Origin of the sequence: Halomonas sp. ATBC28 (assembly GCF_005937175.1) — a bacterium.
Taxonomy (GTDB): Bacteria; Pseudomonadota; Gammaproteobacteria; order Pseudomonadales; family Halomonadaceae; genus Vreelandella; species Vreelandella titanicae.
The window spans coordinates 55,514-81,789 of record NZ_VCQL01000021.1 but is presented as its reverse complement, the minus strand read 5'-3'; the positions used below and the strand labels follow the sequence as shown (position 1 = coordinate 81,789).

Genomic DNA, 26,276 nt, shown 5'->3' with positions numbered 1-26,276 from the left:
TACGCCTGACGACCATAGCACGCGTGAACCACCTGATCCCTTGCCGAACTCAGAAGTGAAACCGCTTAGCGCCGATGGTAGTGTGGGGTCTCCCCATGCGAGAGTAGGTCATCGTCAGGCACTTATTACGAAAAATCCCCCAGGGCTGATGCCTTGGGGGATTTTTTTTGCGTAACACCTCACCAGTCGATAGATTTGCCATCCCAGGCCCAGAAGGTTCCACTATCTTCGGGCGTTCGCTGAGCGATGACTGCCAGCAGCTTCTCTGCTACAAATGCGGGTGCAAATAGCTTTTCGCTAGGTACTCGGTTTTGAAAAGGTTTAGAGAGGGCTGTGTCGGTGGTGCCAGGATGAAGACAAAGCACTAGCGATTGCTTATTCAGTCGCTTGAGCTCAATGGATGCTGTCTTAAGCAGCATGTTATGCGCTGCTTTGCTGGCACGATAGCTGTACCAGCCTCCTAACTGATTATCTTCGATTGAGCCAACGCGAGCCGAAAGGCTGGCAATCACTGCAGGGTGTGACCCTTTGAAAGAGTCTTTCAGTGCCGCTAGCAATAAAATTGGCACATAGGCATTGATGTTCATTGTTTGCACAAGGCTTTCGACACTAAGCTGGTCGAGGCACTTCTCGGGAAAGAGTCGTTGCGCGTCATCATGAAGGATGCCGATGGCATTGAAAAAGAAGTGGATTGGCTGCGAGGCTAGTTCTGTTTTAAGCGCCTGCCGGCCCTGCTCTTGAGAAACATCAAGCATTAGGTGTGTAAGACGGGGGTTGTCAATTCGTGGTGGCTGCCGGCTTACCGCAATAACATGGCCGACCTGAGAGGAAGAGAGTAGCTGATTAATAATAGCAGCACCTATTCCCCCCGAGGCGCCTACAACCACCGCTGTATAATGATGAGGCAATAAATTGAACATGATCGTCTTTTGATTTGCCGCTGAGAGTGGGCTTTCATTGAAACGTCATGCTGATGGCTTGTCGAGGGAGGTATCAGGCGGAAGCGTTGATTCTGCCGGGTTGGGCGCTGTTGCGTCCATCAGGCTTATAGAGCGTTTTTTCAGCGATTTGACGAATATAATCAAGCATTGCCTGATTATGCTTCAGTCGTACGGACAACATCTGGCCCGTTAGCTCATTCATACGCGCGGCTCGCTCGCTTTTTTCAAGCAAGCTTTCCCAAGCTGTCAGGCAGCCAGCATCATGAGCTGCCGCTCTGGCGCCGTTTGCGCCTTCGGCATAACCAAGACGTTTTTGCACATTGCGCCGCACAGTCTCAATGCGCTCGAGTTCGGCCAATAAAGACTGTTTGTCTAGTGCAACTTGCGATAATGCATCACCGTCAATATCACCTTGCGTCAATAAATTTTGCTCGCTGGACAACAACGAAATTAACGCCTCAAGGCGCTGTTGCTGGTCGGTAAGCAAGGATGCAAGGCTCATTTACAGCGTCCCCTTATAGATCTTTAAGATTGGCAATTAAGCCCTCGGCGATACGGTCGGCGCGCATTTCAAGGCGGCCTTCACGTATAGCATCGCGAATTTCTTCAACTTTAGCAGTATCGATGTCCTGAGATTCATCGATACTGGATTGGCTCAGTTGAGTCGATTCGCGGGCTGCGCCGCCCGGTGCGACGGGGGATACGCTATCAGCCTTTTGCGTTTCATCACGCTGCTGGGCTTGGCTTGAGCGTAATAGCGAATTAATGTTATCAATTTTCACGTTGTCTGCCTCATCGTCAACGTCGATGCGCTTGGCGCTTAGTGTAGCTTGTATAACAGTACATCGGCAGCATTGGGCCTAACTTTAGGCTGCGAATTAAAAATCCACGACCAAAATACCACGCTCGGCGACACGAGCAGTCATGATTTCTCGTGGGCCAAAACGAACTCTAATTTGCTCACCAAGAGCACCATCTTCCAATGCTTCGCCTTCGCGTGAAACTCGGAAGGCAGAGCCTTGAGCTATGACAGTAACGCGCTGCCCACGTTCAACTAAATGAGGTGCTTGTAAGTAATGCGCTAAAAATACACTACCACTACGAATAGGGCGCTGAGCTATTTTACCCACGATATCCTCTTCAGCTGTCAAAGCCCGAGCTGAGAGATCGCCGAGATTGCCCCCGCGTTCGCTAAGCATGCTTGATGTAATCAGTGTACCTCGCTCAATATCCCTGGCTGCCACCACATAATCACCAATGACATCAATCTGCGCCTGTAAATAGCGAACTTGCCGGCCATCTTCACCGCAACGCACCCCAACGGAAACGCGGCCCAAGGGTGCTTGATTGGCGTTGGCCAAAAAAGGTTCTGGCTGAACGCACTCTGGCAAATGCGGAGAGGGTGGTCGTAGGTCAATGACCACTTCCTCGCCTAATGCCTGTGTCTCTTCGTACAAAAATTGATGCACTTGCTGGAGAAGATTGTCGTCATCAGCTTGAATCCTGGTGAAGGCAGTAACGCTTAGGATTGCCCAGAAGAAGGCTAATTGCCAAAAGCGAAGCGTGCTTGGCTTAGTAAAGCGCAGTCGGAGCATGGGGAGGCCGCTTACTTGGGAGCTGAAGAAGAAGGAACGTAACGAGGAGAATTCATCGTTCAGTGTAGCGAAAAGGTAGTAGCCGTATCACGCGAAATGCTGGTGGAAACGCCAGCTGTTCCATGCTTTAGGCTGACAGCTCCAGACGTATTCTTCATCATCAACAAAATCCATTTTATTTTTTGCCTCAACGCGAGGGTCGGCATGATTGATCAACTGGAATCTGCCTTTAATTTTCATCAGCAAGCAGTAGGGTTACGTCAAGCGCGTCACGAGGTGTTAGCGGCTAATATCGCCAATGCCGATACGCCTAACTATAAGGCGCGTGACATTGACTTTGCTAGTGAGCTGAAAAAAGCAGTCGAAGGTACTCAGAGTGCTTCTAGCCATACCGGAGGCGGTCTGACTTTAGCGCGTACTTCTGGTAGCCATATTGCTGGAGAAGGCCCTGCATGGCGTGGAGCGGGCAACCCCGATTTGCTTTACCGCATTCCCGACCAGCCCAGTTTGGATGGAAATACGGTTGATATGGATCGTGAGCGCACGCAGTTTGCAGATAACGCTGTTCGTTATCAAGTCGGCCTCACGATGCTCAACAGCCGTATTCAGGGGCTGAAGAATGCCATGCAGCCCGAGTGATTCTGTCTAAATTAGTGAGGAGTTAATCCACGATGTCGATGTTCTCTGCGTTTGATATTGCCGGGTCGGCAATGAGTGCCCAATCCCAGCGCATGAATGTTACTGCTAGCAATATGGCCAATGCCGACAGCGTCGCAGGGCCTGATGGTGAAACCTATCGAGCCAAGCAGGTGATGTTTGAGACCCAGTCACAAGGTAACCGCTATGGCGTTGGCGGCGTGCGCGTCACCGAGGTAGTGGAAGATGACTCACCCCTGCGGATGGAGTACATGCCCAACCATCCGGCGGCAGATGAAGAGGGTTATGTGGCAAAGCCCAACGTTGAGCCGGTGCATGAGATGGTCAATATGATTTCTGCCTCGCGCTCCTATCAAGCCAACGTTGAAGTCTTTAATACCAGTAAGCAGATGTTGATGCAGACGCTGTCGCTGGGTGAGGGGTAACCGATGAGTAGTACTATTGATTCTAGCGTAGTAAACAAAGTAAATGGTGGTGGTGCCAATGGCCTCCCTGTCCGCCAGTCTGATGAGCTGCGTGAAAGCTTTATGACGTTGCTAATTACACAGCTGCAGAATCAGGATCCGCTCAACCCGATGGAAAATTCGGAGATGACCTCCCAGCTAGCGCAAATTAACACGGTGAGCGGCATTGAAGAGCTGAATAGCACGCTAGAAGGCATTACCAGCCAAATGGATGCCAATCAGGCACTGCAGGCGAGCGGCTTAATTGGCAAAGGTGTCATGGTGCCTGGGAAGGATGTATTGCTGGAGCAAGATGGCGACGGCAACACTTATACAACGCCTTTCGGAATAGAGCTGGCCGAGCCAGCGAAGAATGTAAAAGCTACCATCGTTGGTGAAGGTGGACAAATCATCAAACGTTACGATGATCTCGGTCCACTGAAAGCAGGTGTTCATTCGTTCGACTGGCCGGGGGTCAATGACCAAGGCGAAGCGGCTGCCAGCGGCCGGTATACGGTGCAGCTAGAGGCAACTGACGCTGAAGGTGAAAAAATTGAATCTACTGCCTTACAGTACGCGGTGGTTAACCGGGTAACGCCGAATGACGGCAGTGGCAGCGTTCGACTGGATTTGGGCGCTATTTACGGTCAAATCGATCTGAACGACGTTAAACAAATTCTTTAATTGCTGACTAAACACAGTCATAAACCACAGCATTTGATTAAACACAGCTTTATTAGGGGAACAGCATGAGTTTTTCACAAGCACTCAGTGGTCTAAGCGCACAGCAACAAAAACTAGGTGCGGTGGGTAATAATATTGCCAACTCGCAGACGGTTGGTTTTAAAAGTTCTAGCGTCCAGTTCGCTGATGTATATGCTGAGTCGCGCATTGGTCTTGGTGTTCGTACCTCCACGGTACTGCAGAATTTTAGCGGGGGTAATATTGAGTCCACCAACCGCAATATGGACTTGGCTATTTCGGGTGAGGGCTTTTTTCGCTTTCAGCAGCCCAATGGCGAAGTAGGTTATTCGCGCAATGGTCAGTTGACTATGACCGCAGATGGACGTCTGGTGAATGCCCAGGGTGCGCAGATTATGGGCTACGCCGCTAATGCCGATGGTAATGTGCAAGCGGGTGGTGATGTCACCCCCTTAACGGTTGATTCCGAAGCCCTTGCGGCGAATGCCACAACCGAGTTATCGGTAACGGTCAACTTGGACTCAGGTGAGGCCGGTATAGATACCGCCGCTGCTGGTTATGCGTTTGACCCAACTGATGACAATACTTTTAGCTGGTCAACTAATGCGACTGTTTTTGATTCGCAGGGTAATGCGCGTAACTTATCTATGTACTTTATTAAAGACGCAAATGCTAACAACCAGTGGCAGGTTCAAGGTCGCCTTACCGGGGGGCCTAGCGACGCAGAAGCATATAACTTTGATCTCGGAACACTAGCCTTCGATACAAACGGTAGGCTTGTTGATGGTGCGCCTACCGCGATTAATGATATTGATAGTACCGCTGGCTTTAACGTTGAAAATGGTGGAACAAACGAGTTTGGTCCAATTTTTACCGACTTGAATATTGGCGTTGATTTTCAAGGCTCTACGCAGTTTGCAGAAGACTCAGATCCCAAAACTATTGCTCAGGATGGTTATGCTTCTGGTTCTTTGGTAGGCATTACCATCGAAGGTGATGGCACCGTTATGCGCAACTACTCGAACGAGCAGTCGCGTGCCGCTGGCCAGGTTGCATTGGTTAGCTTCCGTAACCCAGAGGGGCTAAAACCTGAGGGTAATAATCTTTGGACCTCCACAGGTTCCTCGGGCCAGGAGTTGGTAGGCGCGCCGGGTACCGGTCAGCGCGGCTTGATTGAGCCGAGTGCGGTGGAAACCTCCAACGTCGATATGGCCAGCGAATTAGTCGATATGATCATTGCCCAACGGGCCTACCAGGCCAACTCGCAAACGATCAGTACCCAGGACGAGCTCCTGCAGACCATTATTAACCTTTAATGATCGGTCATTAAGTTAAGGAGTCAGTACCGTGGATCGAATGATCTATACCGCCATGAGCGGTGCTAAGCACACCATGGATCAGCAGTCAGTGGTGAGTAATAACCTGTCGAATGTAACCACCACCGGTTTTCGCGGACAGCTACAGGCTGCTCGCTCGGTGCCTGTGCAAGGCGAGGCCTTACTGGCAACGCGTACCTCGGCGGTAACCACCACGCCGGGCAGTGACTTTGCTCAGGGGCCAGTTGAGTATACTGGCCGCACCCTTGATGTCGCGATGCAGGACGACGCGTGGATGGCGGTGCAAGCAGATGACGGTACTGAAACCTATACCCGCCGTGGCGATCTGCAGATCGATAGTGACGGCGTGCTACTTAGTGTGGGGCGTCCTGTGCTGGGCGATGGTGGGCCCATCGCCATCCCGCAAGGGGCACAGGTCTCAATTGGTGCTGACGGGACAATTAGTGCCATCCCTGAAGGCGTTGGACCCGAAGCGTTGGTCGAGGTAGGCCGCATTAAACTGGTGACGCCTGAAGAGGGGGATTTAACCCGTGGTGAAGACGGCCTGTTTCGCGCGCCCCCTAACGAAGAAGGTGTCCCCGGTGCCTTGCCCGCCGACGAAAATGCCACGTTAGTAAGCGGTGCGCTCGAAGGCAGCAACGTTAGTGCTGTCGATGCCATGGTCTCGATGATCGATGTTGCACGCCGCTACGATATGCAGATGAAAGTGCTGAGTACGGCCGACGAAAACGCCCAGCGTGCCAACGGCATCCTGTCCATTCAAGGTTAATGTTGGTCATTCAGCACTGATGCTAATCAGTCGGCCAAGGGAGTTTAATTATGATTAAGTCATTGTGGACCGCTAAAACCGGTTTGGAATCGCAGCAAACAAAGCTAGACGTGATTTCGAACAACCTAGCTAACGTAAGCACCAATGGTTTCAAACGCTCACGTCCGGTGTTTGAAGACCTGCTATATCAAAATATGCGTCAACCGGGCGCTCAGAATAATATTCAGGATCGTCTGCCATCAGGCATGCAGATCGGTACCGGTGTGCGTGCTGTGGCCACGGAGCGCCTGCATACCCAGGGTGGGCTGGAGGAAACCGGCAACTCCCGCGATCTGGCCATCAATGGCCAAGGCTTTTTTAAAGTCTTGATGCCCGACGGAACGACGGGTTATACCCGTGACGGTAGTTTTCAGCTCAATGAAAACGGGCAAATGGTAACCGCCAACGGTTACCCGATTGAGCCCGCTATCTTTTTGCCGGCTAATGCTCTGTCAGTGAGTATCGGTGAAGACGGTACGGTGAGCGTTAGTCAGCCTGGTGTCGCGGTCGACAATCAGGTGGGGCAAATAACCGTCAGTTCCTTTATTAATCCAGCAGGTTTGCAAAGCATCGGCGGCAACCTCTATTTAGAGACAGGCGCCTCTGGCGCGCCTAATGAAAATATACCGGGTGCAAATGGCGCTGGGCGGTTGTTTCAAAACTATGTTGAAACGTCTAACGTCAATGTCGTTGAAGAAATGGTCAATATGATTCAGACCCAGCGAGCCTATGAAATTAATAGCAAAGCGGTGTCCACTAGCGATGAAATGTTGGCACGCTTAAGCCAGCTGTAACGGTTGTTACTCACCGGGCTTACTTATAGGTTGCGTTATGCTGGAGTTGCACCACATGTCACGTCGTATTGCGCTAGTAGGACTGGTGCTTTTTTTATTGGTTGTAGCCGGCTGCGCTCAAGTTCCAAGAGCTTCAGTGGTGGGTGAGCAAGAGCAGATCAGCATTGTTGATCGCCCGCCACCCATCCCCAATGGCTCTATTTACCAGGCTAGGCAAGGTTATCAGCCACTTTTTGAAGATCGTCGGCCGCGCGCCATGGGCGACATCTTGACCATTGTGTTGGATGAGGAGGTCAGTGCGAGCAAAAATTCGCAATCCAATGCAGGGCGTAGCGGTAGCGCTAGCCTGGAGTTAACACAGTTGCCTGATGTCCTTGATACGCTTGCAGAATATGGCTTTGATATTTCAGGTGAAAACGACTTTACCGGTAGTGGTGGGTCACAGGCCAATAACTCCTTTACCGGTACTATCACGGTTTCGGTGTTAGAAGTAATGAATAACGGCAATTTACGTGTGCGTGGCGAGAAGCAAATTGCCATTAATCAGGGAACTGAGTTTATTCGTTTTTCCGGCGTGGTTAACCCACGTACGATTACCGCTCAAAACACCGTTCCTTCCACTCAGGTAGCGGATGCGCGAATTGAGTATGTCGGTGACGGCTATATTAATGAAGCGCAGCACATGGGTTGGCTACAACGTTTCTTCTTAAACGTCTCGCCGTTCTAGCTCTATGGGGAGCCATCAATGACAGAGCTACGCCAGGCAGGCCCTTCAATGGCAGGTCGACCAATGAATGCGGGACAGCGGGTTATCGTGATGCGGTTAAGAAATGTGTGGATTAATTGTCGGCAAGCCATCAACGCCGGGCTTATTCAACTGACCACCTTAGCGCTAATGTGCGCGCTGGCTATGCCTGTTCAGGCGGAAAGCGTTCGTGAACTGGCGAGCTTTGCCGGCGTTCGAGATAACCAACTGGTCGGCTATGGCTTGGTCGTCGGCCTCGACAGTACCGGCGACCAAACGACCCAGGCGCCCTTTACCAGCCAAAGCCTGACTAATATGTTGTCCCAGCTTGGGGTGACCGTGCCTGCAGGCACGAACTTGCAACTGCGCAACGTAGCTGCGGTGATGGTGACCGCTGATCTTCCTCCGTTCTCAATGCCGGGCCAGCGTCTAGATATAGTCGTTTCGTCGATAGCCAACGCACGTAGCTTGCGCGGCGGCACGCTGTTGATGACACCTTTAAAGGGGGCCGATGGTGATACCTATGCTATTGCCCAAGGCAACATGCTCGTGGGTGGCGCTGGCGCCCAAGCGGGTGGCAGTAGTGTGCAAATCAATCAGCAGGCATCGGGGCGTATTCCCAATGGCGCACTGGTTGAGAAGGAAGTGCCGCTTAACCTAGGTGGTAATGGTGGCATGCTTGAATTACAGCTTAACGACTCTGATTTTGGCACCGTTCAGCGCATGGTAACGGCGATCAATAACGAGTTTGGCCAGTCGGTGGCATATGCACGTAATGGCCGAGTAATCGCCCTTGACGGTCCTACTGATGATAATGCGCGGGTCAACTTTATGGCACGCATTGAAAACGTTCAGGTCACACCTACGGAGGCTCCGGCACGCGTTGTGCTGAACTCACGTACCGGTTCGGTAGTGATGAACAGTGCCGTCACACTGCGTGAAGCAGCCGTAGCTCACGGCAGTCTGTCTATCATGATTGATACCCAGTTTGGCGTTAGCCAGCCGAATCCGTTTGGCGAGGGCGAAACGGTTGTGGTGCCCGACGCAGATATTGATATTGAGCAGCAAGAGGCTTATCTGCAAATTGTAGAGGGTGCCCAGCTCAACGAAGTGGTCAATGCATTGAATGCGTTGGGCGCTACCCCTCAAGACTTGATGTCGATTCTGGAGGCGTTAAAAGCATCGGGATCGCTACGTGCAGAACTGGAGGTCATTTAATGAGCGCGAGTGATATGACCAGTCAGTTCGCCCTGGACATGAACGGCTTTCAGCGGCTCCAACACAATGCACGAGTCGATCCTGAGGCTGGTGTGGGTGGTGCAGCCCAGCAGTTTGAAGCGCTATTTATTCAGATGATGATGAAGAGTATGCGTGACGCAACACCCAGTTCAGGACTGATGAACAGTAGTGCGACGGATACCTATCAATCGATGCTGGATCAACAGTGGTCACAGGTGATGGCTTCGCGTGGAATGGGCCTTGCAGATGTGCTTGTTGAGCAACTGGAGCGCCAAGGAGCCATCTCAAAAGCGCGGCCAGATGCGGATCAAGAGTTGCAAGCATTGATAGCAGGTATTCCCCGCGGCACCCCGCGTGTGCTTGACGATTCATTCGCGGCTAATCCTGACACGATTGAAACCCAGCATGAGCAGGGCAGCGGTCGATTCTTAGCCGAGCTAGAGGCCATTCGCCAAGGTGTCGAGAAGGGTAGAGCGGTGGATGAATCTGCGCTAAACCCGCTAGCGCAAACGACGGCCTCTGCTCACGTAGATCAGTTTATTCAAACGTTAGCGGCACCCGCTCAAGCGGCCAGTGCGTCCACCGGCGTTCCTGCGGAACTCATTTTGGCCCAGGCGGCGTTAGAAACAGGCTGGGGACGGCACGAAATTGCGACTCGCAATGGCAACAATAGTCATAACCTGTTTGGTATCAAAGCCGGTAGCCATTGGCAGGGTGAAACCACCGATATTGTGACTCATGAGTATATTAATGGGCGGCGAACGCAGGTGGTTGACACCTTCCGTGTCTACGACTCGTTTGAACACGCTTTTACTGACTATGCCAGCCTAATCGGCAATAACCCTCGCTATGCTGGGGTTGTTCAAGCACCCACCGCTGAGCAGGCCGCGCGTGAGCTGCAGGCAGGTGGGTATGCAACTGATCCGCTCTACGCTGAAAAGTTAGTCGCAGTGATGAATACCATGGGGCCGCTTAACGCTGAGGGAAATTTCCTGGCTGACGCTCGCTAGCCCTTTCCTCAAGTTTTTCTGTGCAGCGCCGATAATTGAAGTAATGATAGGTATCGGCCTAAGGAATTGAACCATGAGCATGTTTTCGATCGGCTTAAGCGGCCTCAATGCCGCACAGAATGCCCTGAATACTGTTAGTAACAATGCCAGCAATATGTTAACGCCTGGCTACAATCGCCAGATTACCATGCTTGGCGAGGGTAGCGCTGGCAGTAAAGGCGTGAAGGTCAATGATATTGAAAGGCAGTTCAACACTTACGTGGCCAGCCAGTTAAATAACGCCAAAACACAGTCAAGTGCTTTATCAACGTACAATCAGCAAGTGTCACAGATCGATAGCCTGCTGGCAGACCGAGAAGCGGGTTTATCTCCGTTAATGCAAAAATTCTTCTCCTCAATAGAAGATTTAGCCAGTGCTCCATCTGACCCGGCTGCACGTCAGGGGGTACTCGGTACCGCTAATACGTTGAGTGCCCAGTTCCGTTCTTTTGACGGCTATCTGCAAGATATGCAGGGCAACATAAACGGGCAAATTAAAGATGAAGTTACTCAAATCAATAACACTACTGAGCAAATTGCCGGATTAAATAAAGAAATTGCGTTGGCTCGAGCGCGTACGGGAGAAGCACCCAATAGCCTGCTTAATCAGCGCGATCATCTTGTCTCTGAGCTCAATGAGCGCATGGATCTGCGCCTGAATATACAGGATGGCAAGACTTACAATATTAGTTTGCCTAACGGGCAGCCGCTGGTGACAGGGGCGGATACCTTTAAGCTAGAAGCTAGACAGGCTGATTACGATCCTCAGCGTACCGTTGTGGGTTATATTGATGGTGGCGGTAATTCGGTTCAGCTGGATGAATCAACGATAACGGGCGGAACCTTGGGCGGATTAATGGCTTTCCGTTCAGAAACGCTGGATAAAACCCAAAACCAAATTGGTCAACTCGCTGTCTCCTTAGCGACTGCTTTCAATGAGCAGCACAAACAGGGAGTGGATCTTAACGGTGACCAAGGGGAAAACTTCTTCGCGACCCGCTCTCCTCAGGGTTATGGTTATACAAGCAACAGCGACCCGAATCTGCTGACGTCGATAGAGTTCGACCCAGCAACCGTCGATAAACTGCGTGCCACGGATTACACCGTTTCATTCGATGCGTCTGGCACTCCTACTGTAACGCGTAATGATACTGGTGACGTGCTTGATAGCACGGATCCTGATGATGCTGACTTTGTTGATCTATCTGAATGGGATGCTGCAGCTGGCGAGGGTGAAATCACCTTTGGCGGCGTAACGGTTGCGTTTAACAGCGGTAATTCTGTCGCAGGCGGTGATCGTTTTGAAATCCAGCCGGTGCGTCGCGCTGCTGGCGGTATGGATACGCGTATCGCCGACCTCGATAAGATTGCGGCAGCTAGCTTGGTTGAACGTGAAGGTGACTTGGATATCAGTCAACTAAGTGCTGCAAGCGGTGCTTTTGCCACCAATGACGAATATGAGATAGAAGTTGACGATGCCGGTGGCTTGTCAGTTACTCCAGCGGCAACCGTCACCCGAAATGGCGAGCCTTTTACTCCAGGAACGGACACCCTGGCAGAAGGTGATATCGTCACTATTGACGGTCTTAGCTTTACCCTTGATACACTTCCTGAGACAGGTAGTACAGCTAGCCTGGATATCAGCCTTAGTGATGCTAGTTCAGGCGATAACCGCAACGCTCTGGCTCTGCAAAATCTGCAAAGTAAGGATGTTGTCGGCGGACGTGCCTCGGTAAGTGGTGCGTACGCATCAATGGTCAGTGATGTGGGTAACCGGACTAATATCACGCAGGTTAATTTGGAGGCGCGACAAGGCTTGACTGATCAGCTCCGCGCAGTGCAACAGTCAGAGTCTGGTGTCAACTTGGATGAAGAGTTGGCTAATCTCCTTCAATATCAGCAGTACTATGCAGCTAATGCGCGTGTCATAGATACGGCGGGGTCGCTTTTAGACACCATTTTGAACCTGCGTGGCTAATTTAGGAGCATAAATTATGCGTATTAGTACTGTTACCATGTTTGAGCAGAGTACCGCGTCCTTAAACCGTCAGCAGGGCAATCTGTCGAAGGTCAGCCAGCAGATTGCCAGTGGTCGGCGTGTAGTTAATCCTTCTGATGACCCGCAGGCAGCATCGCGTGCAGTGGGCGTGGATCAGTCACAAGCGATTACTCAGCAATATGCTGATTCACGCATTTCTGCGCGCAACTCGCTATCACAAACTGATAGCATTTTGAGAAGTATTGTCGATGCAATTGATAGCGCAAAAGGACGTCTGGTTCAGGCCTCTAGCGATACGTTAAGTGACGTTGACCGTGAGTCCGTTGCCAGCGAGCTCAAAGGCATCTATGAAACGATGATCGGTCAGGCCAATGCCACCGATGGTAACGGGCGCTATCTTTTTGGCGGCTATAAAGACAGTGCTCAGCCCTTCACGAAAGATGCCAGCGGTAACGTGCAGTATCAAGGGGACTTTAATGTACGCGAACAGCAAATCGACTCTACGAGGTTGGTCAAGGTCGCGGACAATGGCGACACCATTTTCAAAAGCGTACCTAGCAGTGCCGGCTACGTGGCAGAAGCAAAGAAAGATGACGGCAGTCTGAATAGTGGCAATGTGACATTTCGCGGGCCGCAGATACGCGATGTTAATGATGCAGATTATGGAACAGATTTCCGTATAACCTTTAACACCCCTGCTGATACATTCGACATCGAGACATTTGATGGCACTGACTGGAATGCAGTTCAAACTGAAGGTTATACAGGTAATTTGGGCGACTCTGCTCAGCAAGTAACCTACGGCGGTGTGTCAATTGATTTAGAAGGTACGCCTGCTGCTGGAGACTCGATTCTAGTCGCGCAAGCAGGTGGCGAACAACGCGAGCCCAATCTCTTCCGTAGCATGGAAGAAGCCATTCGCGTTTTGGAAAATCCGGCCGACACCGACGCTAAAAAAGCTGACCTGCGTAATACCCTGAATACCTCAATGCGTGATTTGGATAATGCGCTAGATAATGTTTCAACGGTGCTGGCTTCAGTAGGGGCACGGGTTAATGAGCTTGACGTTGTGGATGTTGTAGGGGGCAATAGGATGATGAACTATACGGAGACGTTATCTGATTTGGTAGACCTTGATTATGCCGAGGCCATTTCTGAATACAGCTTGCGTCAAGTGGGTTTGCAAGCGGCACAGAAAACGTTTGTGGATATTAAAGGCTTATCGCTGTTGAACTATATGTAATAGATCCGCTTTTTGCTATTGCTTGATCACTTTGCGTATTGCTCAAACAAACTTTAACCCATGCTTATGTGAAACCTTTCACCTACAGCATGGGTTTGTTAGTTTAAGGGCGCCATCGTTTCGATTAACGTCTGCATAAACTCTAGGCCTTGCGTAAACAACCGCTGTAGAAAGCGGTTAATGTCGGTCATGAGCACCATCATTAATATTAGCCCCACGATAAGAGAGGTAGGAAAGCCAATATTGAAGACGGTGAGCTGGGGGGCAGAACGGTTCAGTATGCCCAGCGCCAGGTTGATGGTCAGCAGGGATCCCACCAATGGTAGCGCCAATAACATTCCCGACGCAAAAATCGTGCCCGCATAACGAGATAACAAAATAAACGCATCTGGGTTGAACGTCCCAATGCCAATGGGCAACGTTTGGAAGCTCATAATCAAGGTTTCAAGCACCATTAGATGACCATTCATGGCCAAAAACATGAGCAGAGTGATCATGTAGAGAATGCGCGAGAGCACCATAATATTGGTACCACTCGATGCATCAAAAAAGCTCGCAAACGCTAGGCCCATTTGCAGACCGATAAAATCCCCTGCCGCTTGAACAACCGCAAACATGATATGCATGACGAGCCCCATCGCCAAGCCGATTAGAATCTGTTCGATCATAATCCCCACGCCTGCCCAGGACATTACAGCTATATCCGGCATAGCTGGTAAAATCGGCGCGATGACAATGGCAATTAAGGCTGCCAAACCTACTTTGGCTTGGTTGGGAACGCTGGAGTGGCCCCATAGAGGCGATGCTGCCATGAAAGCTGTAATGCGCGCAAACGGCCATAAAAAAGCCACTAGCCACCCTTGCAGCTGTGCGAAAGTGACTTCCACCATAGCGCTACATCACCATACTGGGGATATTAGTAAATAGGCGGTGAGTAAAATCGGTAATTAAGCCAATCAGCCATGGGCCTGCTAATACCAACACCGCGAACACAGCCAGAATTTTAGGAATAAAGGTTAGTGTCATTTCATTTATCTGAGTCGCTGCTTGAAACAGGCTGATGAGAAGGCCGGTGAACAGCGCCGCTAACAGCATGGGGCCAGCAAGCAGGAGCGTTACACGCATTCCTTGATAAGCAATGCTCATCACCATTTCGGGTGTCATAGCTGGGTTTCCTGTGGGCTATATAATCAATGTGCAGTAGAAAGCGCTATATCATGTAAAAGCTTTCTGCCATCGAGCCAATAATAAGCTGCCAACCATCCACTAAAATAAACAGCATCAGTTTAAAAGGTAATGAGATAGTGATGGGCGGAACCATCATCATCCCCAATGCCATCAATGTGCTGGCCACCACGAGGTCAATGATCAAAAACGGAATGAAAATGGTAAAACCGATTTGAAAGGCCGTTTTCAGTTCACTGGTGACAAAGGCTGGCAGCAAGACACGCATTGGCAGTTCTTCCGGGCCTTGCATTGGCCCCACATCGGCTAAGCGAACAAACAGTGCCAGATCCGGCTCTCGGGTTTGAGCGAGCATAAATTCCCGAAATGGATCCTGAGCCAGCAGTAAAAATTCTTCAAAATTTATTGTCTCATTAGTCAACGGAACCCAGGCGTTGTCATATACCTGGGCCAACACAGGGGACATGATAAAAAAAGTTAAAAAAAGCGCAATCCCTAACAACACTTGGTTGGGCGGCGTTGCCTGGGTGCCCATCGCTGTCCGCAATAGGCTAAGCACAATGATGATACGAGTGAAGCTCGTCATCATCAGCAGCATGGAGGGCAAAAACGCTAGAGAACTTAGGAAAAGCAGGGTTTGCAGCGACAATGACCACTGCTGGCCCCCGTCATCAAGCGGCTGAGAAATAATGCCGGGAATCTGTTGTGCATGCACAGGGCTGGCTATAAAACACGCGACAGCAAACACAAGCCACATCATGAACGGTTTAGCCGTTTTGCTATTCAAAACATGGCTCTTCAAAAAAAGGTTCTTCAAAACACAGGGCCAAAAAAGGTGCATCCGGTACCTCATGGCGTCTGATGTGGATCGGTGGGCGCAGACGAGTCGCGACGGCCTGCGGCTAGCGCTTTGGATAAACGACGCGCAAAGCGTGAGGAAGGCGGAGCTGATGCGGTTGGCGGGCGCTCTTCAGGGGCCGGGCGCTCGTGGAGTTTAGTAATTCGGCCACCTCCCACGCCAACAACCAACCAGGTATCTTCTACTTCAACAATCACGATACGCTCACGATTTCCCACAGCCGTACTGCCCACAATGCGCAGGTGGGCGCCATGGCGAGTGGTATGGTTGCTCCAGCGCTTTAAAAGCGCTGTACAGATTAAAATGATCGCAATAACGAGAGCTAAAGCCGCGGCAGTCTTGCCCAAAACGGCCATGCCTACCAATGCCTCGCCACCGTTACCTAGCGCATCGAGCGAACCATTCTGAGTCGAAGAGGTTGCAACGCTCATCGGTTCAATTTATGAATACGTTCAGAAGGCGTGATGATTTCAGTAATCCGAATGCCGTACTTATCTTCGATCACGACAACTTCGCCTTGAGCAATCAAGTAGCCGTTAATCAAGATATCCATCGGCTCTCCGGCGAGTCCTTCAAGCTCAATAACAGACCCTTGCGCCAACTCCAGTAACTGCTTAATAGTGAGCTTTGTACGGCCGAGTTCCACGGTGAGCTTCACCGGGATATCCATGATCATCTCGAGCTCACGCGCCTGGGAAGAGCCGCTGTCTGGGCTCAACGGGCGGAAGACATCCTCACTTGCCGCTTTCGCTGCAGGTGCTTTGGGCTCTTCTGGGGCAGCAGCTGTCTCTTCTTCGCTCTCTTCAGCAGCTTCTTGTTCCGCCATTGCGGCTGCCCAAGGATCTTCCTCTTCGCTGGCAGCATCGGCGCTGGAGGTGGGTTCTTCTTGCTCGGACATGGCATCCGCCCAATCGTCGTCAGAGACGTTCTGATCAGGCTTATTGGGATCAGTCATGCTTTGGATTCCTTGGCTTTCTGTCGCGTAGACCCTTTAATGAAGTCCTTGGACGATGCATTATTCATAGCGGCATGGTCAATCATATGTAACACACGCAGTGCATGCTGTTGACGTTGACTTCCGTACTCGCACTCCATGACGGGCACCCCGTCAACGCTTGCGGTGATTGAACTTGGAATGTCTAACGGCAGCACGTCGCCTTTTTTCAATCCCATCACATGGGCGATACGGCTGGGTATCTGAGCAAATTCAGCGACTAGCTCCACTTCCGACTGACGCAGCTCACTTGCCATTCGGCGTGACCAACTGCCGTCTTGGTCGTGATTGCTGTCATTAATTGGGTTAGCTAGTAAGTCGCGTAGCGGCTCAATCATGGCGTACGGCATGCATATCTGAAAATTGCTAGATAGGTTGCCCACTTCAATGTTGAACTTGGTGTTCACCACAATTTCATTGGGTGAGTTGGTAATGTTGGCAAACTTTGATTGCACTTCTGAGCGTAAAAAACTGACATCCAGCGGATAAACGACTTTCCAGGCCTCTTGGTATGCCTCAATAGCGAGATTGAGCAGGCGCTGGATAATACGCTGTTCAGTATTAGTGAACTCCCGGCCGTCCGATTTAGTGACAAAACGACCGTCACCACCGAAAAGGTTATCCACCACCATAAAAACGAGATTGGGGGGGAATACGACGAGCGCTGAACCCCGCAGTGGCTTCATTGACACAATGTTCAGGTTGGTAGGCACGGGAACATTACGTGAGAACTCGCTAAAGCTTTGATAGCGAACTGACTCGACGGTAATGTCCGCGCTACGCCGCAGTAGGTTAAACAGGCCAGTACGAAAGTAGCGAGCAAAGCGCTCGTTGATAAAATCAAGCGCATGCAAACGCTCACGAATAACGCGATGCTGGGTCGACGGATCGTAAGGGCGAACCCGGGCTTCATCTGACGCATGGGAAGATGAAGCCGATGGCTCATCGTCTCCACTAACGCCCTTTAGCAGGGCATCTATTTCTTCCTGGGACAGTAGATCGTCCTGTGACATGAACGGCTCCAGTTCCCGAGGTTATTGCACAATAAATTCGGTGAATAAAACTTCACGCAAATCAAGTGGCGGCTGATTCTCCGTCAGCGGGACGTTGAGTCGATCAACAATCGCTTGTGCAAGCTGCTGCTTACCTTCCGAGGAAGTAAGTTCATCAGCCTGCTTGCCGGATAGCAGCATCAGCAAACGGCTGCGTACTTGAGGCATATGCTCTTCTAGAATGGTTTTACTCTCTTCATTACCCACACGAAGAGTCACGCCTGTATAGAGCAAGCGTGAACCATAACTGTCATCGGCAAGATTGACGGTAAAGGGTTCAATACGCATAAAAATAGGCGGCTCGCGCTCCATCGCTTGCTGCATCTCAGCGTCTTCTGAACCGTCATCACGCTGATCCATTACCATATAAATAGCTGCCGCTGCGCCTGCTGACGACAGCAAGACCAGGATGATCATTATCCAGAGCAGTTTTTTTGACCCGCCGCTTTTTTCTGCCATTTGCGATTCCTGTGAACTCCATGCGTATCACTAGCAATGTATTATGCCTAAAGCGCATGCTGGTGATGAAATGAACAGGCTTATTTGGTAAGCCTATCTTTTGGTTTAGCTATTTCACGTACGTATTTATGAGCGTATTAATCGACGTAGTTCTAGAATGGTCATGCACTCTGTCAATGCTTAGGCGTATAGATCGACCCGCCCATCCAGTCTTAGCGGGCTGCGCTCGGTGCTTTGGGTAAGTGATTCATCCAAGCCTATATCGCCGTTGCCGCTCCCAGCCTCGGCACCCTGTTTGCCGCCTGATTGAGCAAAAGCCTGCTCGTTGGGGTCACGCTGTTCGCCAACCGATGTCTCGCCTAGCGAAATGCCTTGCTCAGCCAGCGCTTCCCTCAGCTGGGGAATCGCTTGTTCGAGCACTTGGCGTACCTGGGCATGGGCGGACAAAAAGTGCGCTTGCGCCCCCTGTTCACCAAACTTCAGGGAGATAGACAGCGGCCCTAATTCTGCAGGGTTCAATTGCATCTGAACGTGCTGCTCGCCACCGCGCTGTGAAATCTGCACTAACTGCTGGCTTAGCTGCTGTGGCCAGGCGGGGCTGGTGACAGGTGTCGCTAAAGTGGCCGCTGTCGGCGTGACAGTGGGCGAAAAGCCCTGGCTAGATTGCGATGTAGCTAACGGACTGCTGCCGGTATTTAACGATAATCCAGTAAGCAAGTGCTCACTGCTTGGGCTTGCTTTCGAAGCCCCGTCTCCTGTCAATAGAGCGGACATCAGGGCTTCGCTGCTGATCTGGGTGGCTGCAGTGGGGGAGTTAATCTGCTGAGCTGCATTACCAGTGTTCATTTGAGTAAAGAACGTATCAGGTTGTGGCCTTAGGGCTGCCTGGAGCTCGGCAACAGGCGAGCGGACATTGGTTAACTGAGCCGACTCTGCTGATTGGGGGGAGGCACTTTGTAGCTGACCAGCCAGCGCATTTAGCGCGGAGGCAAGCTGTGCTGCTTCCGTTTGACTAATATTTAACTGCTCAGCGACGACCTTCAGCTCTGCTGGGACGATAGGCTGCGCAGCATCCGTTTGATTAATATTTAACTGATCGGCAATGGCTTCCAGCGCGGCTGGGTCGATAGACTGCCCAGGCCCACTTTTATCCATACTTAGATACTGGGCAATTGTCTTGAGTCCCTTGGAATCGACCAGCTGTGCCGCTTCCGATTGACTAATATTTAACTGTTCAGCGATTGCTTCCAGCGTGGCTGGGGCAGCGGGTGAAGCCAACTCAGGCCTGCTTTCCGTAAAAGATGCCATTAGCGCGAGACGGCCGGCAATTTCGTCAAGGGGAGTCAATGCTTCTCCAGCATCTAGACCTAGCGTTTCTAGGCTGACCTCTGAGCTCGGCTGTTGCAACTGAGCCAATAATTCAGACAAATCGCGCTCACTGACATCCAGTCCCAGGGTTTGCAGGACTTCACTCAAATTTTCTACATCGTCAGCTGATGCATCCGACAAAAGAGAGCTGAGTTCATTTAGCTGAGCTTGCGATCGCGGCGTATGAGAAGCAGCAGCTTCACTGAAAGCAGACGCTGATAATCGCTGAGCGCCAGACGCTTGCAACAGCGTTTGATGAAATACGCCCTTAGCTGTGTCTTGTTGGCCGAAAGTGCCTTGAGACTGCGTCTGAGGCGAATTTTGGCTGACCGAAAGCAACTGGTGAATGTTCATGTTCAGTTCCCTGGCCCCGCTAATGCGGAGTGTCGTTATGCTGACGAGCCGCGCGGCTTGTCACCAAGTCATCGTTAGTTTTTTGTTCATGACGTTCACTGCGGCGGTGCTCTTCAAGTAGTCGACGCGACGCCAGTGTATCGTAGGAAGAGAGCTTTCGCTGCTCTTGTTGCCAGTTCTTTTTACTCTGTTCAACGCTTGCCTGTTGAGACGCTAACGCTTGTCGAGCGCGGCTTAGGGCCGCGTCCAAAGAGGCTAAGAACTGCTGATAGTTGTACATAGTGGCAGGGTCAATGCCGTCACGCATCGCTTTCTGCAAGCGCTCAGCGTACTCCGCCCGATAGCTCAGTAGCGACTGTAACTGAGCGGTCGTTTGTTGCTCCGTTTGTCGCTCTTGTGCCAGTACTTTACCCGCTTGGTCGCGGGCACCTCTGGCTAAGTCGGTTAACATTTCGAGCTGGGAAGTGCTCATGTGCGTCCTCCTACCAGTGCGTGCAGCGCTTGGCGAGCATCGACAAGCGTTGCACACTCATCAATATTCTGTTGAAGGAAGTTTTCCAACGATGGAAAGCGTTTCACTGCTTCGTCGAGCTGGGGATCATGGCCAGGGCTGTAGGCCCCCACGCTGATAAGATCCCGGTTACGCTGGTAGCGCGAGAAGAGCTGTTTGAACACTCGCGCTTCCTGAAGCTGATCGGCTGAGGCGATGGAGGTCATTGCGCGGCTAATTGAAGCTTCAATATCGATGGCCGGATAATGACCTGCTTCCGCTAGCGTTCTCGACAGCACGATATGCCCGTCTAGAATGGCGCGAGCAGAATCGGCAATAGGATCTTGTTGATCATCGCCCTCGGTTAGCACGGTATAAAACGCCGTAATGGAACCACCACCACGCTCAGCATTACCTGCGCGCTCCACTAAGCCGGGCAGCTTTGCAAAAACCGACGGCGGATAACCTTTAGTAGCGGGTGGCTCACCAATGGCCAGGGCAATTTCCCGCTGTGCCATGGCGTACCGGGTTAACGAATCCATGATCAGCAGGACATCACGACCTTCGTCACGAAAACCTTCTGCCAGGCGAGTCGCATACGCGGCACCCTGTAAGCGCTGTAGCGGTGAGGTATCAGCGGGGGCGGCGACGACGACAGCACGCCGTCGACCCTCAGGGCCCAAAATGTTATCGATAAAGTCTTGTACTTCACGGCCCCGCTCACCAATCAAGCCCACCACAATGACGTCGGCCTTGGTGTAGCGTGCCATCATGCCTAGCAATACTGACTTGCCCACACCGGAGCCTGCAAATAGCCCCATACGCTGACCGCGACCTACGCAAAGCAGCGCATTAATAGCGCGAATGCCTACGTCAATTTGCGCATCAATTGGCGCGCGAGAAAGCGGATTAAGCGGCGGCGAGCTGAGTGTTGCTCGAGGTATCTCATCGATGCCCTCCCGATCATCAAGCGGATTGCCATTGCCATCCAGTACCCGGCCCAGCAGACTATCGCCCATCGGGAAGCGGCGGGCACTGTTGTTGCCGCTTTCATCAAGAGGCGCGACGCGAGCGCCAGGCATTAGCCCTATGACCTCTTCCAAGGGCATCAGGAATAGCTTATCACCAGAAAAGCCGACGACTTCCGCTTCGGCATGCCTATCGCTGTCGGACAAGCGACCGTCGCTGCCCGGCAATTCAATCCGACAGGCGCTACCCACCGCCACACGTAGCCCAACCACTTCAATCACCATTCCCGTCGCACGAATGACGCGGCCGTTATTGCGGTAGCGAGGCAGATGGCTAACACGCTGCTGCGTGCGTCGCAATGCCTTATTCCAGCGATGTTGATGGGGACAGGTGGTATCTGCCATAGCGTATCCGCCTAGGATGAAGGGACGTTAGAGGAGGGTGGAGAATTGAGACCGCGTTTGCGCGATTGGGCTTGAATAGCGTGCCAACGGCTTTCAAAGGTTGCGTCAATTTCACCCTGAGCACTGGTTACCCGGCACCCGCCACGGGCCAGTTGGTCATCAGGCTGGAGCTTCCAATTGGCGGCCCTGAGCTCATTACCCAAGTGCTCCTCTACTAAAGCGTGATCATCGGGGTTAAGCCAAAGACGTTGCTGGCCTACCAAGGGAGGCTCGGTGTGCAGAAGCTCGCGGACAATGGCCAAAACTTGTTCAGGTGTGTCCTGTAGGGCATCGCTAGCAAGTTGTTTGCCGGTGGCCAGTGCTAACTCAACCAGGTCGTAGGCGATGGTGTCATCAAGTCGTTCAAGCGCATTTGAAAACTGTTTGCCCAGTGTTTCCAGCGGCGCAACGGTCTTGTGGATTTGTGCTTCTAGCTCTTTTTTGGCCTGTTCGGCAGCGTCTGCTAACCCCTTTTCCAACCCCTCTTTGCGACCCTGCTCAAAGCCTGCGTCATAGCCCTCTTTTTCGGCTTGCTGACGAATACGCTCGTGCAGTGCCTGGCGCTCATCCTCTTCACGTTGGCGTGCCAGTTCAGCCGCTTTTTGTGCCGCCTGTACTTTGCGTTGATGGGCCGTGGGTACCTCGCCCTCTGAGGCATGGCTACTCTTCGTGGACGCCAGTTCTTCCATTTGCCAGCGGCGCCAATCGCCATGGCGATCAAATTTCGGCGAGTGAGTATTAGACATACTCGTCGTCTCCACCTGCCAAGACGATTTCACCAGAATCAGCTAAGCGCCTAACGACCTGCAATATAGCCTTCTGCTCGGTTTCCACCTGAGAGACGCGGATCGGGCCGCGGGCTTCCATATCTTCACGAACTAAATCGGCAGCGCGCTGTGACATATTGCGCAGGAATTTGTCCACCAAGGCGTCCTGAGCCCCTTTAAGGGCCACCACCAGCGAGTTGGTATCGACTTCTTGGAGCACCATTTGAATAGCGCGGTTGTCGAGGTCGAGCAGATTCTCGAACAAGAACATTTCGTCGATAATTTTCTGAGCCAAATCCTCGCTGTGCGCACGCACGGTCTCGATGGCGGTCTCTTCTTGGGAGGAGTTCATCAAGTTGAGGATCTCGGCCGCGGTTCTTACGCCGCCCATTTTGCTGCGCTTGAGGTTCTGACCGTCCAGCATGCTAGTGAGTACTTCGGTCAGCTCTTGCAGTGCGGCGGGCTGAACGCCGCTGAAAGTAGCGATACGAAGAACCACGTCATTGCGCAGTTTTTCCTCGAATAGCTCGAGGATGTCGGAGGCTTGATGACGATCCAGGTGAACTAGAATGGTTGCGATAATTTGCGGGTGCTCGTCGCGAATGAGTTCGGCCACCATGGAGGCTTCCATGAGGTTAAGCGCGTCAATGCCCGAATTATTGCCAGTGGTCTCTAGAATATCTTCAATCAGACTCGTCGCGCGTTCGCTGCCCAGTGCTTTGGTCAGCACTGAGCGAATGTGATCGCTGGAGTTAAGATTAAGCGCTACAAACTCTTCGGTCTCTTTATGGAATGCTTCGAGCACCGCCTTCATGTCGTCATGGGAGACCTGGTTCAGCCGGGCCATCTCCATACTGATTTCTTGCACTTCCGCAGCGCCGAGGTATTTAAAGACCTCAGCGGCACTGTCTTCATCGAGTGCAAGCAATAAGATGGCGCTCTTGCGAGCCCCGTTCATTTCAGCAATTGAACTACTCATTGGCATTCATCCAGCTACGAATGATCATCGCGACCATGCGGGGGTCTTCTTGAGCCATTTCACGCAGGTCATTGAGGTTATGCTCATAGAGTGAGGTTTTACGCCGACGCTTCGGCTTGGCGTAGGTCTCATCGCTCTCGCCTGATGGCTCTTCGCCTTCTTCGTCATCATCTTCACCGCCTACGCTGGCGGCCAGCGTGCCGCCGGGCGTTGCTGCCGCCATAACCGGTGTTTGGGTATAGCGTTTAATTAAGGGGCGCAAAATCAGCAGGTAGAGCAATAGAATCGCCAGGGCAACCAATAGGTAGCGACCTACCTTGCCAGCCAGTGACAGAACGCTGGGATCTTTCCACCATTCGACCTCCGCGGTTTCCTCGACACTGCGCGCGAAGGGAGAGTTGACGACCTCCACTTCATCGCCTCGCAGTTGCGAGAAGCCCATTGCTTGACGAACCAGACGCTCAATCTGGGCAATTTCTTCATCGGTTAGCGCAACGTCGACCCACTCGCCTTCATCGTTCATTTCCGAACGGTAGTTTACGACCACCGCGGCGGATAGCCGCTCTATCTGACCAAGGCGATGCTGGACATGCTCAATGCTGCGATCAACTTCGTAGTTGATGACGTCATCCTGACGCAAGTTGCGCAACGCTTCGGGGGGCACATCCTCTTGCTGATTAGCATCCTCTTCCTCGCCCTCCGGCTGGTTGATGGGGGAGGGCAGTGTGCCTGGCGGCGTGTTGCTCAGCGCGCCTGGAATGCCGGTGGCCAATGGGTCTTCACCGTCAAATGTAAGGCTCAACTGGCGGCTACGTACGGCTGCTTCGTTGGGGGGCTGATTGGGCCCGTAGCGTTCAGAGGTCTGCTCGCGTCGAGAGAAGTCGATTTGCGCTGCAACCTGGGCGCGCACATTATCACGACCCAAGATGGGCGTTAGAATATGCTCAATACGCTGCTGGTAAGAGCGCTCAACCTCGACAATATATTCAAGCTGTGAACCATCCAGGTCATTACCGTTGCTTGTCTCGGCAGACAGCAGTCGGCCATCCTGATTAACCACCGTGACATCTTCAGCGGCTAGGTCAGGCACGCTGCCCGAAACCATATGAACGATCGCGCTGACCTGGCCTTCACCTAAAACCCGGCCCGGTAAAAGAGTCATCACAACGGATGCTTTAGCTGGCTCACGGTCGCGAATAAAGACTGATGGCTTGGCCATGGAGAGGTGCACTCTCACGCTTTCCACCGGCCCCAGCGATTCGATTGAGCGCGCAAGCTCACCTTCAAGACCTCGCTGGTAATTAATTTGCTCGGCAAACTGGCTAATCCCAAATGCCTGGCTGTCCATTAGTTCAAGGCCAAGGTTGCCCCCACGGGGTAACCCCTGCTCAGCAAGCTGCAGGCGCAGTGTGTGGACTTGATCACTAGGCACCATTAATGCCTGGCCGCCTTCGCTGAACTGGTAAGGAATGCCGCGGGTATCGAGCTCATTGATGATGCTGCCACCATCAGCTTCGCTTAGGTTGCTATACAGCACGCGGTACTCGGGACTGCTGGCCCACATAAATAGAGCCGCCACAATAGCAATTGAGGCGGCGCCTGCGATAAGCAGTGCGACTAGCGGATTGCCACGCAGCTGTTTCAGCGTACGCTCAAAAGCTGAGCCGCTGGTGTCGCGTTCGGTGTTTCCACTACCGGTGCTTCCACTATTGATATTTCCACTGCGGGGAGCGGCTTGATTCGTACTGTTTTGACGGCCTGCCGTTGCACCGGTTTCGCTCATGCGACCCTCCAGAGGGGCAGGCAAAACTGGTGTCGGCCCAGGCGCATCACCAAAGAAGGCATAGGCTATATCCGTCGATCGCGGTTATCCGCCAAAAAGATGAGGCGGAATTGTGATGACAGTCATTATCCGGTGACTAGTCGAGCATAAAGGAACGATAAGCTTCGCTTTTTATGCGCATTTGTCCGTATGAGGCGGGGCGCTTTGGTGTTAGGCTTTTTGCATTAGATATTTTTTGCGAATTGAGGTGAGCGTATGAGTACTCCCGCAATACAGGCTGCGCTACAGCAGATGCAAGGCATGGCGACCCAAGCGGCATCCACGCAGCCCCTTAGTGGTGCGCAGGCGTCAGCGGCTGTCGGGCAGGGCGGTTTTGGCGGTGAGCTGCAGGCCTCGATTCAGCGCATTAACCGACTTCAGCAGACGGCTAACAGTCAGGCGATGGCTTTTCAGGCGGGTGATCCTGATTTGCAGCTCAATGACGTGATGGTTGACATGCAGAAGGCCAGCGTTGCGTTTCAAATGGGGCTTCAGGTTCGCAATCGTTTGGTATCTGCATATCGTGATGTTATGAACATGCAAGTGTAGGGTTGTCTACGTCACGCATTAGGCTTCAATTGAGATTATTCGTCCCTGCATTTCTTCAAGTCGCTCGGCAATTTTGAGTACTTCTTCTGCTGGGATCTGGCGTATGACGTCGCCAGACTCCCTATCTATGACCCGCGTGATCACGCGTGATGTTACTTCGCTTAATTCGAATTCTAAGCCATGTGGGCGCATTGTCTCGTTAATGCGCTGGATGGGTTTGACGAGCTCTTCGGATGATATTTCCTGCTCATTAATGTCTATGTTTTTAATCTGAGTGTTCGTTGTTGCTAGCTGAGCTAGAGTGTTTTCGAGCCGTTGGCTTGGGTTCAGCTGGGCTAAGCCTGATGACTGCAGCGTTGTTGCTTCGGTGGGTAGTGAGCTCATGGGGCACGTTCCTCCTTTAAGATCAGCTCTGGCAGCCAGTTAGGAGTGCA

30 protein-coding genes and 1 rRNA gene are annotated in these 26,276 nt (G+C 52.1%); 13 read left to right on the top strand and 18 right to left on the bottom strand.

What is annotated here, in order from left to right:
- The first annotated feature begins 4 nt into the window (after window positions 1-4).
- Window positions 5-120: ribosomal RNA gene (gene rrf, locus E0L35_RS20740) — 5S ribosomal RNA — on the top strand.
- Window positions 121-179: 59 nt separating this feature from the next.
- Here rrf and E0L35_RS20735 read toward each other — a convergent pair.
- The 4 genes from E0L35_RS20735 to flgA form a co-directional block, all read right to left on the bottom strand.
- Window positions 180-920, bottom strand: a complete 741-nt coding sequence (locus E0L35_RS20735; protein ID WP_138801300.1) for an SDR family NAD(P)-dependent oxidoreductase — start codon at window positions 918-920, stop codon at window positions 180-182.
- Window positions 921-993: 73 nt separating this feature from the next.
- Window positions 994-1,443: a flagellar protein FlgN gene (locus tag E0L35_RS20730; protein ID WP_009288413.1), complete on the bottom strand. Its 450-nt coding sequence runs from the start codon at window positions 1,441-1,443 to the stop codon at window positions 994-996.
- 13 nt (window positions 1,444-1,456) lie between these two features.
- The gene (flgM, locus tag E0L35_RS20725; protein WP_138801299.1) at window positions 1,457-1,723 is read right to left on the bottom strand and encodes a flagellar biosynthesis anti-sigma factor FlgM; all 267 of its coding nucleotides are present in this window, start codon (window positions 1,721-1,723) and stop codon (window positions 1,457-1,459) included.
- Between the two features lie 96 nt (window positions 1,724-1,819).
- A complete protein-coding gene (gene flgA / locus E0L35_RS20720) occupies window positions 1,820-2,536 on the bottom strand; it encodes a flagellar basal body P-ring formation chaperone FlgA (RefSeq protein ID WP_138801298.1) in 717 nt (238 codons plus the stop codon).
- A gap of 204 nt (window positions 2,537-2,740) precedes the next feature.
- Between flgA and flgB the strand changes: the two genes are divergently transcribed.
- From flgB to flgL, 11 genes are all read left to right on the top strand, one after another.
- Entirely contained in the window at window positions 2,741-3,175 is a 435-nt protein-coding gene (gene flgB / locus E0L35_RS20715; protein WP_027958738.1) for a flagellar basal body rod protein FlgB, read from the top strand.
- A 32-nt stretch (window positions 3,176-3,207) separates the two neighbouring features.
- Window positions 3,208-3,618, top strand: a complete 411-nt coding sequence (flgC, locus tag E0L35_RS20710; RefSeq protein ID WP_009288416.1) for a flagellar basal body rod protein FlgC — start codon at window positions 3,208-3,210, stop codon at window positions 3,616-3,618.
- A 3-nt stretch (window positions 3,619-3,621) separates the two neighbouring features.
- Window positions 3,622-4,320, top strand: coding sequence for a flagellar hook assembly protein FlgD (locus E0L35_RS20705; RefSeq protein WP_138801297.1), 699 nt, complete (start codon window positions 3,622-3,624; stop codon window positions 4,318-4,320).
- Between the two features lie 65 nt (window positions 4,321-4,385).
- Window positions 4,386-5,654 (top strand): flagellar hook protein FlgE, encoded by a 1,269-nt coding sequence (gene flgE / locus E0L35_RS20700; protein WP_138801296.1) that lies wholly within the window; start codon window positions 4,386-4,388, stop codon window positions 5,652-5,654.
- Window positions 5,655-5,685: 31 nt separating this feature from the next.
- Window positions 5,686-6,444 carry a flagellar basal body rod protein FlgF gene (locus E0L35_RS20695; protein WP_138801295.1) on the top strand — a complete coding sequence of 253 codons (759 nt, stop codon included), beginning with the start codon at window positions 5,686-5,688 and terminating at the stop codon, window positions 6,442-6,444.
- A 50-nt stretch (window positions 6,445-6,494) separates the two neighbouring features.
- A complete protein-coding gene (gene flgG, locus E0L35_RS20690; RefSeq protein ID WP_009288420.1) occupies window positions 6,495-7,277 on the top strand; it encodes a flagellar basal-body rod protein FlgG in 783 nt (260 codons plus the stop codon).
- 37 nt (window positions 7,278-7,314) lie between these two features.
- Entirely contained in the window at window positions 7,315-8,004 is a 690-nt protein-coding gene (locus tag E0L35_RS20685; RefSeq protein WP_009288421.1) for a flagellar basal body L-ring protein FlgH, read from the top strand.
- A 168-nt stretch (window positions 8,005-8,172) separates the two neighbouring features.
- Complete coding sequence (locus E0L35_RS20680) at window positions 8,173-9,240, top strand: flagellar basal body P-ring protein FlgI (RefSeq protein ID WP_230805444.1); 1,068 nt, start codon at window positions 8,173-8,175, stop codon at window positions 9,238-9,240.
- Window positions 9,240-10,271: a flagellar assembly peptidoglycan hydrolase FlgJ gene (flgJ, locus tag E0L35_RS20675; RefSeq protein WP_027958740.1), complete on the top strand. Its 1,032-nt coding sequence runs from the start codon at window positions 9,240-9,242 to the stop codon at window positions 10,269-10,271. The genes E0L35_RS20680 and flgJ overlap by 1 nt, the downstream gene beginning before the upstream one ends.
- A gap of 73 nt (window positions 10,272-10,344) precedes the next feature.
- Window positions 10,345-12,288 (top strand): flagellar hook-associated protein FlgK, encoded by a 1,944-nt coding sequence (flgK, locus tag E0L35_RS20670; RefSeq protein WP_041159383.1) that lies wholly within the window; start codon window positions 10,345-10,347, stop codon window positions 12,286-12,288.
- A gap of 16 nt (window positions 12,289-12,304) precedes the next feature.
- Window positions 12,305-13,552 carry a flagellar hook-associated protein FlgL gene (flgL, locus tag E0L35_RS20665; RefSeq protein ID WP_138801294.1) on the top strand — a complete coding sequence of 416 codons (1,248 nt, stop codon included), beginning with the start codon at window positions 12,305-12,307 and terminating at the stop codon, window positions 13,550-13,552.
- Between the two features lie 98 nt (window positions 13,553-13,650).
- On the opposite strand, the gene fliR is transcribed toward flgL, so the two are convergent.
- The 13 genes from fliR to fliF all read right to left on the bottom strand — a co-directional run bounded on the left by fliR (window position 13,651) and on the right by fliF (window position 25,254).
- Window positions 13,651-14,442, bottom strand: coding sequence for a flagellar biosynthetic protein FliR (gene fliR / locus E0L35_RS20660; protein ID WP_027958743.1), 792 nt, complete (start codon window positions 14,440-14,442; stop codon window positions 13,651-13,653).
- Window positions 14,443-14,446: 4 nt separating this feature from the next.
- Window positions 14,447-14,716: a flagellar biosynthesis protein FliQ gene (gene fliQ, locus E0L35_RS20655; protein ID WP_138801293.1), complete on the bottom strand. Its 270-nt coding sequence runs from the start codon at window positions 14,714-14,716 to the stop codon at window positions 14,447-14,449.
- Window positions 14,717-14,762: 46 nt separating this feature from the next.
- Complete coding sequence (gene fliP / locus E0L35_RS20650; protein ID WP_051052194.1) at window positions 14,763-15,497, bottom strand: flagellar type III secretion system pore protein FliP; 735 nt, start codon at window positions 15,495-15,497, stop codon at window positions 14,763-14,765.
- A gap of 89 nt (window positions 15,498-15,586) precedes the next feature.
- Window positions 15,587-16,027, bottom strand: coding sequence for a flagellar biosynthetic protein FliO (fliO, locus tag E0L35_RS20645; RefSeq protein ID WP_138801292.1), 441 nt, complete (start codon window positions 16,025-16,027; stop codon window positions 15,587-15,589).
- On the bottom strand, window positions 16,024-16,551 hold the full coding sequence (fliN, locus tag E0L35_RS20640; protein ID WP_138801291.1) for a flagellar motor switch protein FliN: 528 nt from the start codon (window positions 16,549-16,551) through the stop codon (window positions 16,024-16,026). The genes fliO and fliN overlap by 4 nt, the downstream gene beginning before the upstream one ends.
- On the bottom strand, window positions 16,548-17,603 hold the full coding sequence (fliM, locus tag E0L35_RS20635) for a flagellar motor switch protein FliM (protein WP_009288427.1): 1,056 nt from the start codon (window positions 17,601-17,603) through the stop codon (window positions 16,548-16,550). The genes fliN and fliM overlap by 4 nt, the downstream gene beginning before the upstream one ends.
- A gap of 21 nt (window positions 17,604-17,624) precedes the next feature.
- Window positions 17,625-18,101, bottom strand: a complete 477-nt coding sequence (gene fliL, locus E0L35_RS20630) for a flagellar basal body-associated protein FliL (protein ID WP_138801290.1) — start codon at window positions 18,099-18,101, stop codon at window positions 17,625-17,627.
- 180 nt (window positions 18,102-18,281) lie between these two features.
- Window positions 18,282-19,823 (bottom strand): flagellar hook-length control protein FliK, encoded by a 1,542-nt coding sequence (locus E0L35_RS20625; protein ID WP_138801289.1) that lies wholly within the window; start codon window positions 19,821-19,823, stop codon window positions 18,282-18,284.
- Window positions 19,824-19,842: 19 nt separating this feature from the next.
- Window positions 19,843-20,295, bottom strand: a complete 453-nt coding sequence (fliJ, locus tag E0L35_RS20620) for a flagellar export protein FliJ (RefSeq protein WP_027958749.1) — start codon at window positions 20,293-20,295, stop codon at window positions 19,843-19,845.
- Window positions 20,292-21,686 (bottom strand): flagellar protein export ATPase FliI, encoded by a 1,395-nt coding sequence (gene fliI, locus E0L35_RS20615; RefSeq protein ID WP_027958750.1) that lies wholly within the window; start codon window positions 21,684-21,686, stop codon window positions 20,292-20,294. The genes fliJ and fliI overlap by 4 nt, the downstream gene beginning before the upstream one ends.
- 11 nt (window positions 21,687-21,697) lie before the next feature.
- Window positions 21,698-22,471 (bottom strand): flagellar assembly protein FliH, encoded by a 774-nt coding sequence (locus E0L35_RS20610; protein WP_027958751.1) that lies wholly within the window; start codon window positions 22,469-22,471, stop codon window positions 21,698-21,700.
- Window positions 22,464-23,471, bottom strand: a complete 1,008-nt coding sequence (fliG, locus tag E0L35_RS20605; protein ID WP_027958752.1) for a flagellar motor switch protein FliG — start codon at window positions 23,469-23,471, stop codon at window positions 22,464-22,466. Before fliG ends, E0L35_RS20610 begins: the two co-directional genes overlap by 8 nt.
- Window positions 23,464-25,254: a flagellar basal-body MS-ring/collar protein FliF gene (gene fliF / locus E0L35_RS20600; RefSeq protein WP_027958753.1), complete on the bottom strand. Its 1,791-nt coding sequence runs from the start codon at window positions 25,252-25,254 to the stop codon at window positions 23,464-23,466. Before fliF ends, fliG begins: the two co-directional genes overlap by 8 nt.
- A 255-nt stretch (window positions 25,255-25,509) precedes the next feature.
- Between fliF and fliE the strand changes: the two genes are divergently transcribed.
- A complete protein-coding gene (gene fliE / locus E0L35_RS20595) occupies window positions 25,510-25,842 on the top strand; it encodes a flagellar hook-basal body complex protein FliE (protein ID WP_039860567.1) in 333 nt (110 codons plus the stop codon).
- Window positions 25,843-25,860: 18 nt separating this feature from the next.
- On the opposite strand, the gene E0L35_RS20590 is transcribed toward fliE, so the two are convergent.
- Entirely contained in the window at window positions 25,861-26,226 is a 366-nt protein-coding gene (locus E0L35_RS20590) for a flagellar protein FlaG (protein WP_039860569.1), read from the bottom strand.
- Window positions 26,227-26,276: the final 50 nt, after the last annotated feature.

Excerpts from the sequence above, each read along its gene's own strand:
- E0L35_RS20735 (WP_138801300.1), bottom strand. The coding sequence starts at position 920 with ATGTTCAATTTATTGCCTCATCATTATACAGCGGTGGTTGTAGGCGCC.
- E0L35_RS20730 (WP_009288413.1), bottom strand. The coding sequence starts at position 1,443 with ATGAGCCTTGCATCCTTGCTTACCGACCAGCAACAGCGCCTTGAGGCG.
- flgA (WP_138801298.1), bottom strand. The coding sequence starts at position 2,536 with ATGCTCCGACTGCGCTTTACTAAGCCAAGCACGCTTCGCTTTTGGCAA.
- flgB (WP_027958738.1), top strand. The coding sequence starts at position 2,741 with ATGATTGATCAACTGGAATCTGCCTTTAATTTTCATCAGCAAGCAGTA.
- flgC (WP_009288416.1), top strand. The coding sequence starts at position 3,208 with ATGTCGATGTTCTCTGCGTTTGATATTGCCGGGTCGGCAATGAGTGCC.
- E0L35_RS20705 (WP_138801297.1), top strand. The coding sequence starts at position 3,622 with ATGAGTAGTACTATTGATTCTAGCGTAGTAAACAAAGTAAATGGTGGT.
- flgE (WP_138801296.1), top strand. The coding sequence starts at position 4,386 with ATGAGTTTTTCACAAGCACTCAGTGGTCTAAGCGCACAGCAACAAAAA.
- flgG (WP_009288420.1), top strand. The coding sequence starts at position 6,495 with ATGATTAAGTCATTGTGGACCGCTAAAACCGGTTTGGAATCGCAGCAA.
- E0L35_RS20685 (WP_009288421.1), top strand. The coding sequence starts at position 7,315 with ATGCTGGAGTTGCACCACATGTCACGTCGTATTGCGCTAGTAGGACTG.
- E0L35_RS20680 (WP_230805444.1), top strand. The coding sequence starts at position 8,173 with ATGTGCGCGCTGGCTATGCCTGTTCAGGCGGAAAGCGTTCGTGAACTG.
- flgJ (WP_027958740.1), top strand. The coding sequence starts at position 9,240 with ATGAGCGCGAGTGATATGACCAGTCAGTTCGCCCTGGACATGAACGGC.
- flgK (WP_041159383.1), top strand. The coding sequence starts at position 10,345 with ATGAGCATGTTTTCGATCGGCTTAAGCGGCCTCAATGCCGCACAGAAT.
- flgL (WP_138801294.1), top strand. The coding sequence starts at position 12,305 with ATGCGTATTAGTACTGTTACCATGTTTGAGCAGAGTACCGCGTCCTTA.
- fliR (WP_027958743.1), bottom strand. The coding sequence starts at position 14,442 with ATGGTGGAAGTCACTTTCGCACAGCTGCAAGGGTGGCTAGTGGCTTTT.
- fliQ (WP_138801293.1), bottom strand. The coding sequence starts at position 14,716 with ATGACACCCGAAATGGTGATGAGCATTGCTTATCAAGGAATGCGTGTA.
- fliP (WP_051052194.1), bottom strand. The coding sequence starts at position 15,497 with ATGATGTGGCTTGTGTTTGCTGTCGCGTGTTTTATAGCCAGCCCTGTG.
- fliO (WP_138801292.1), bottom strand. The coding sequence starts at position 16,027 with ATGAGCGTTGCAACCTCTTCGACTCAGAATGGTTCGCTCGATGCGCTA.
- fliN (WP_138801291.1), bottom strand. The coding sequence starts at position 16,551 with ATGACTGATCCCAATAAGCCTGATCAGAACGTCTCTGACGACGATTGG.
- fliM (WP_009288427.1), bottom strand. The coding sequence starts at position 17,603 with ATGTCACAGGACGATCTACTGTCCCAGGAAGAAATAGATGCCCTGCTA.
- fliL (WP_138801290.1), bottom strand. The coding sequence starts at position 18,101 with ATGGCAGAAAAAAGCGGCGGGTCAAAAAAACTGCTCTGGATAATGATC.
- E0L35_RS20625 (WP_138801289.1), bottom strand. The coding sequence starts at position 19,823 with ATGAACATTCACCAGTTGCTTTCGGTCAGCCAAAATTCGCCTCAGACG.
- fliJ (WP_027958749.1), bottom strand. The coding sequence starts at position 20,295 with ATGAGCACTTCCCAGCTCGAAATGTTAACCGACTTAGCCAGAGGTGCC.
- fliI (WP_027958750.1), bottom strand. The coding sequence starts at position 21,686 with ATGGCAGATACCACCTGTCCCCATCAACATCGCTGGAATAAGGCATTG.
- E0L35_RS20610 (WP_027958751.1), bottom strand. The coding sequence starts at position 22,471 with ATGTCTAATACTCACTCGCCGAAATTTGATCGCCATGGCGATTGGCGC.
- fliG (WP_027958752.1), bottom strand. The coding sequence starts at position 23,471 with ATGAGTAGTTCAATTGCTGAAATGAACGGGGCTCGCAAGAGCGCCATC.
- fliF (WP_027958753.1), bottom strand. The coding sequence starts at position 25,254 with ATGAGCGAAACCGGTGCAACGGCAGGCCGTCAAAACAGTACGAATCAA.
- fliE (WP_039860567.1), top strand. The coding sequence starts at position 25,510 with ATGAGTACTCCCGCAATACAGGCTGCGCTACAGCAGATGCAAGGCATG.
- E0L35_RS20590 (WP_039860569.1), bottom strand. The coding sequence starts at position 26,226 with ATGAGCTCACTACCCACCGAAGCAACAACGCTGCAGTCATCAGGCTTA.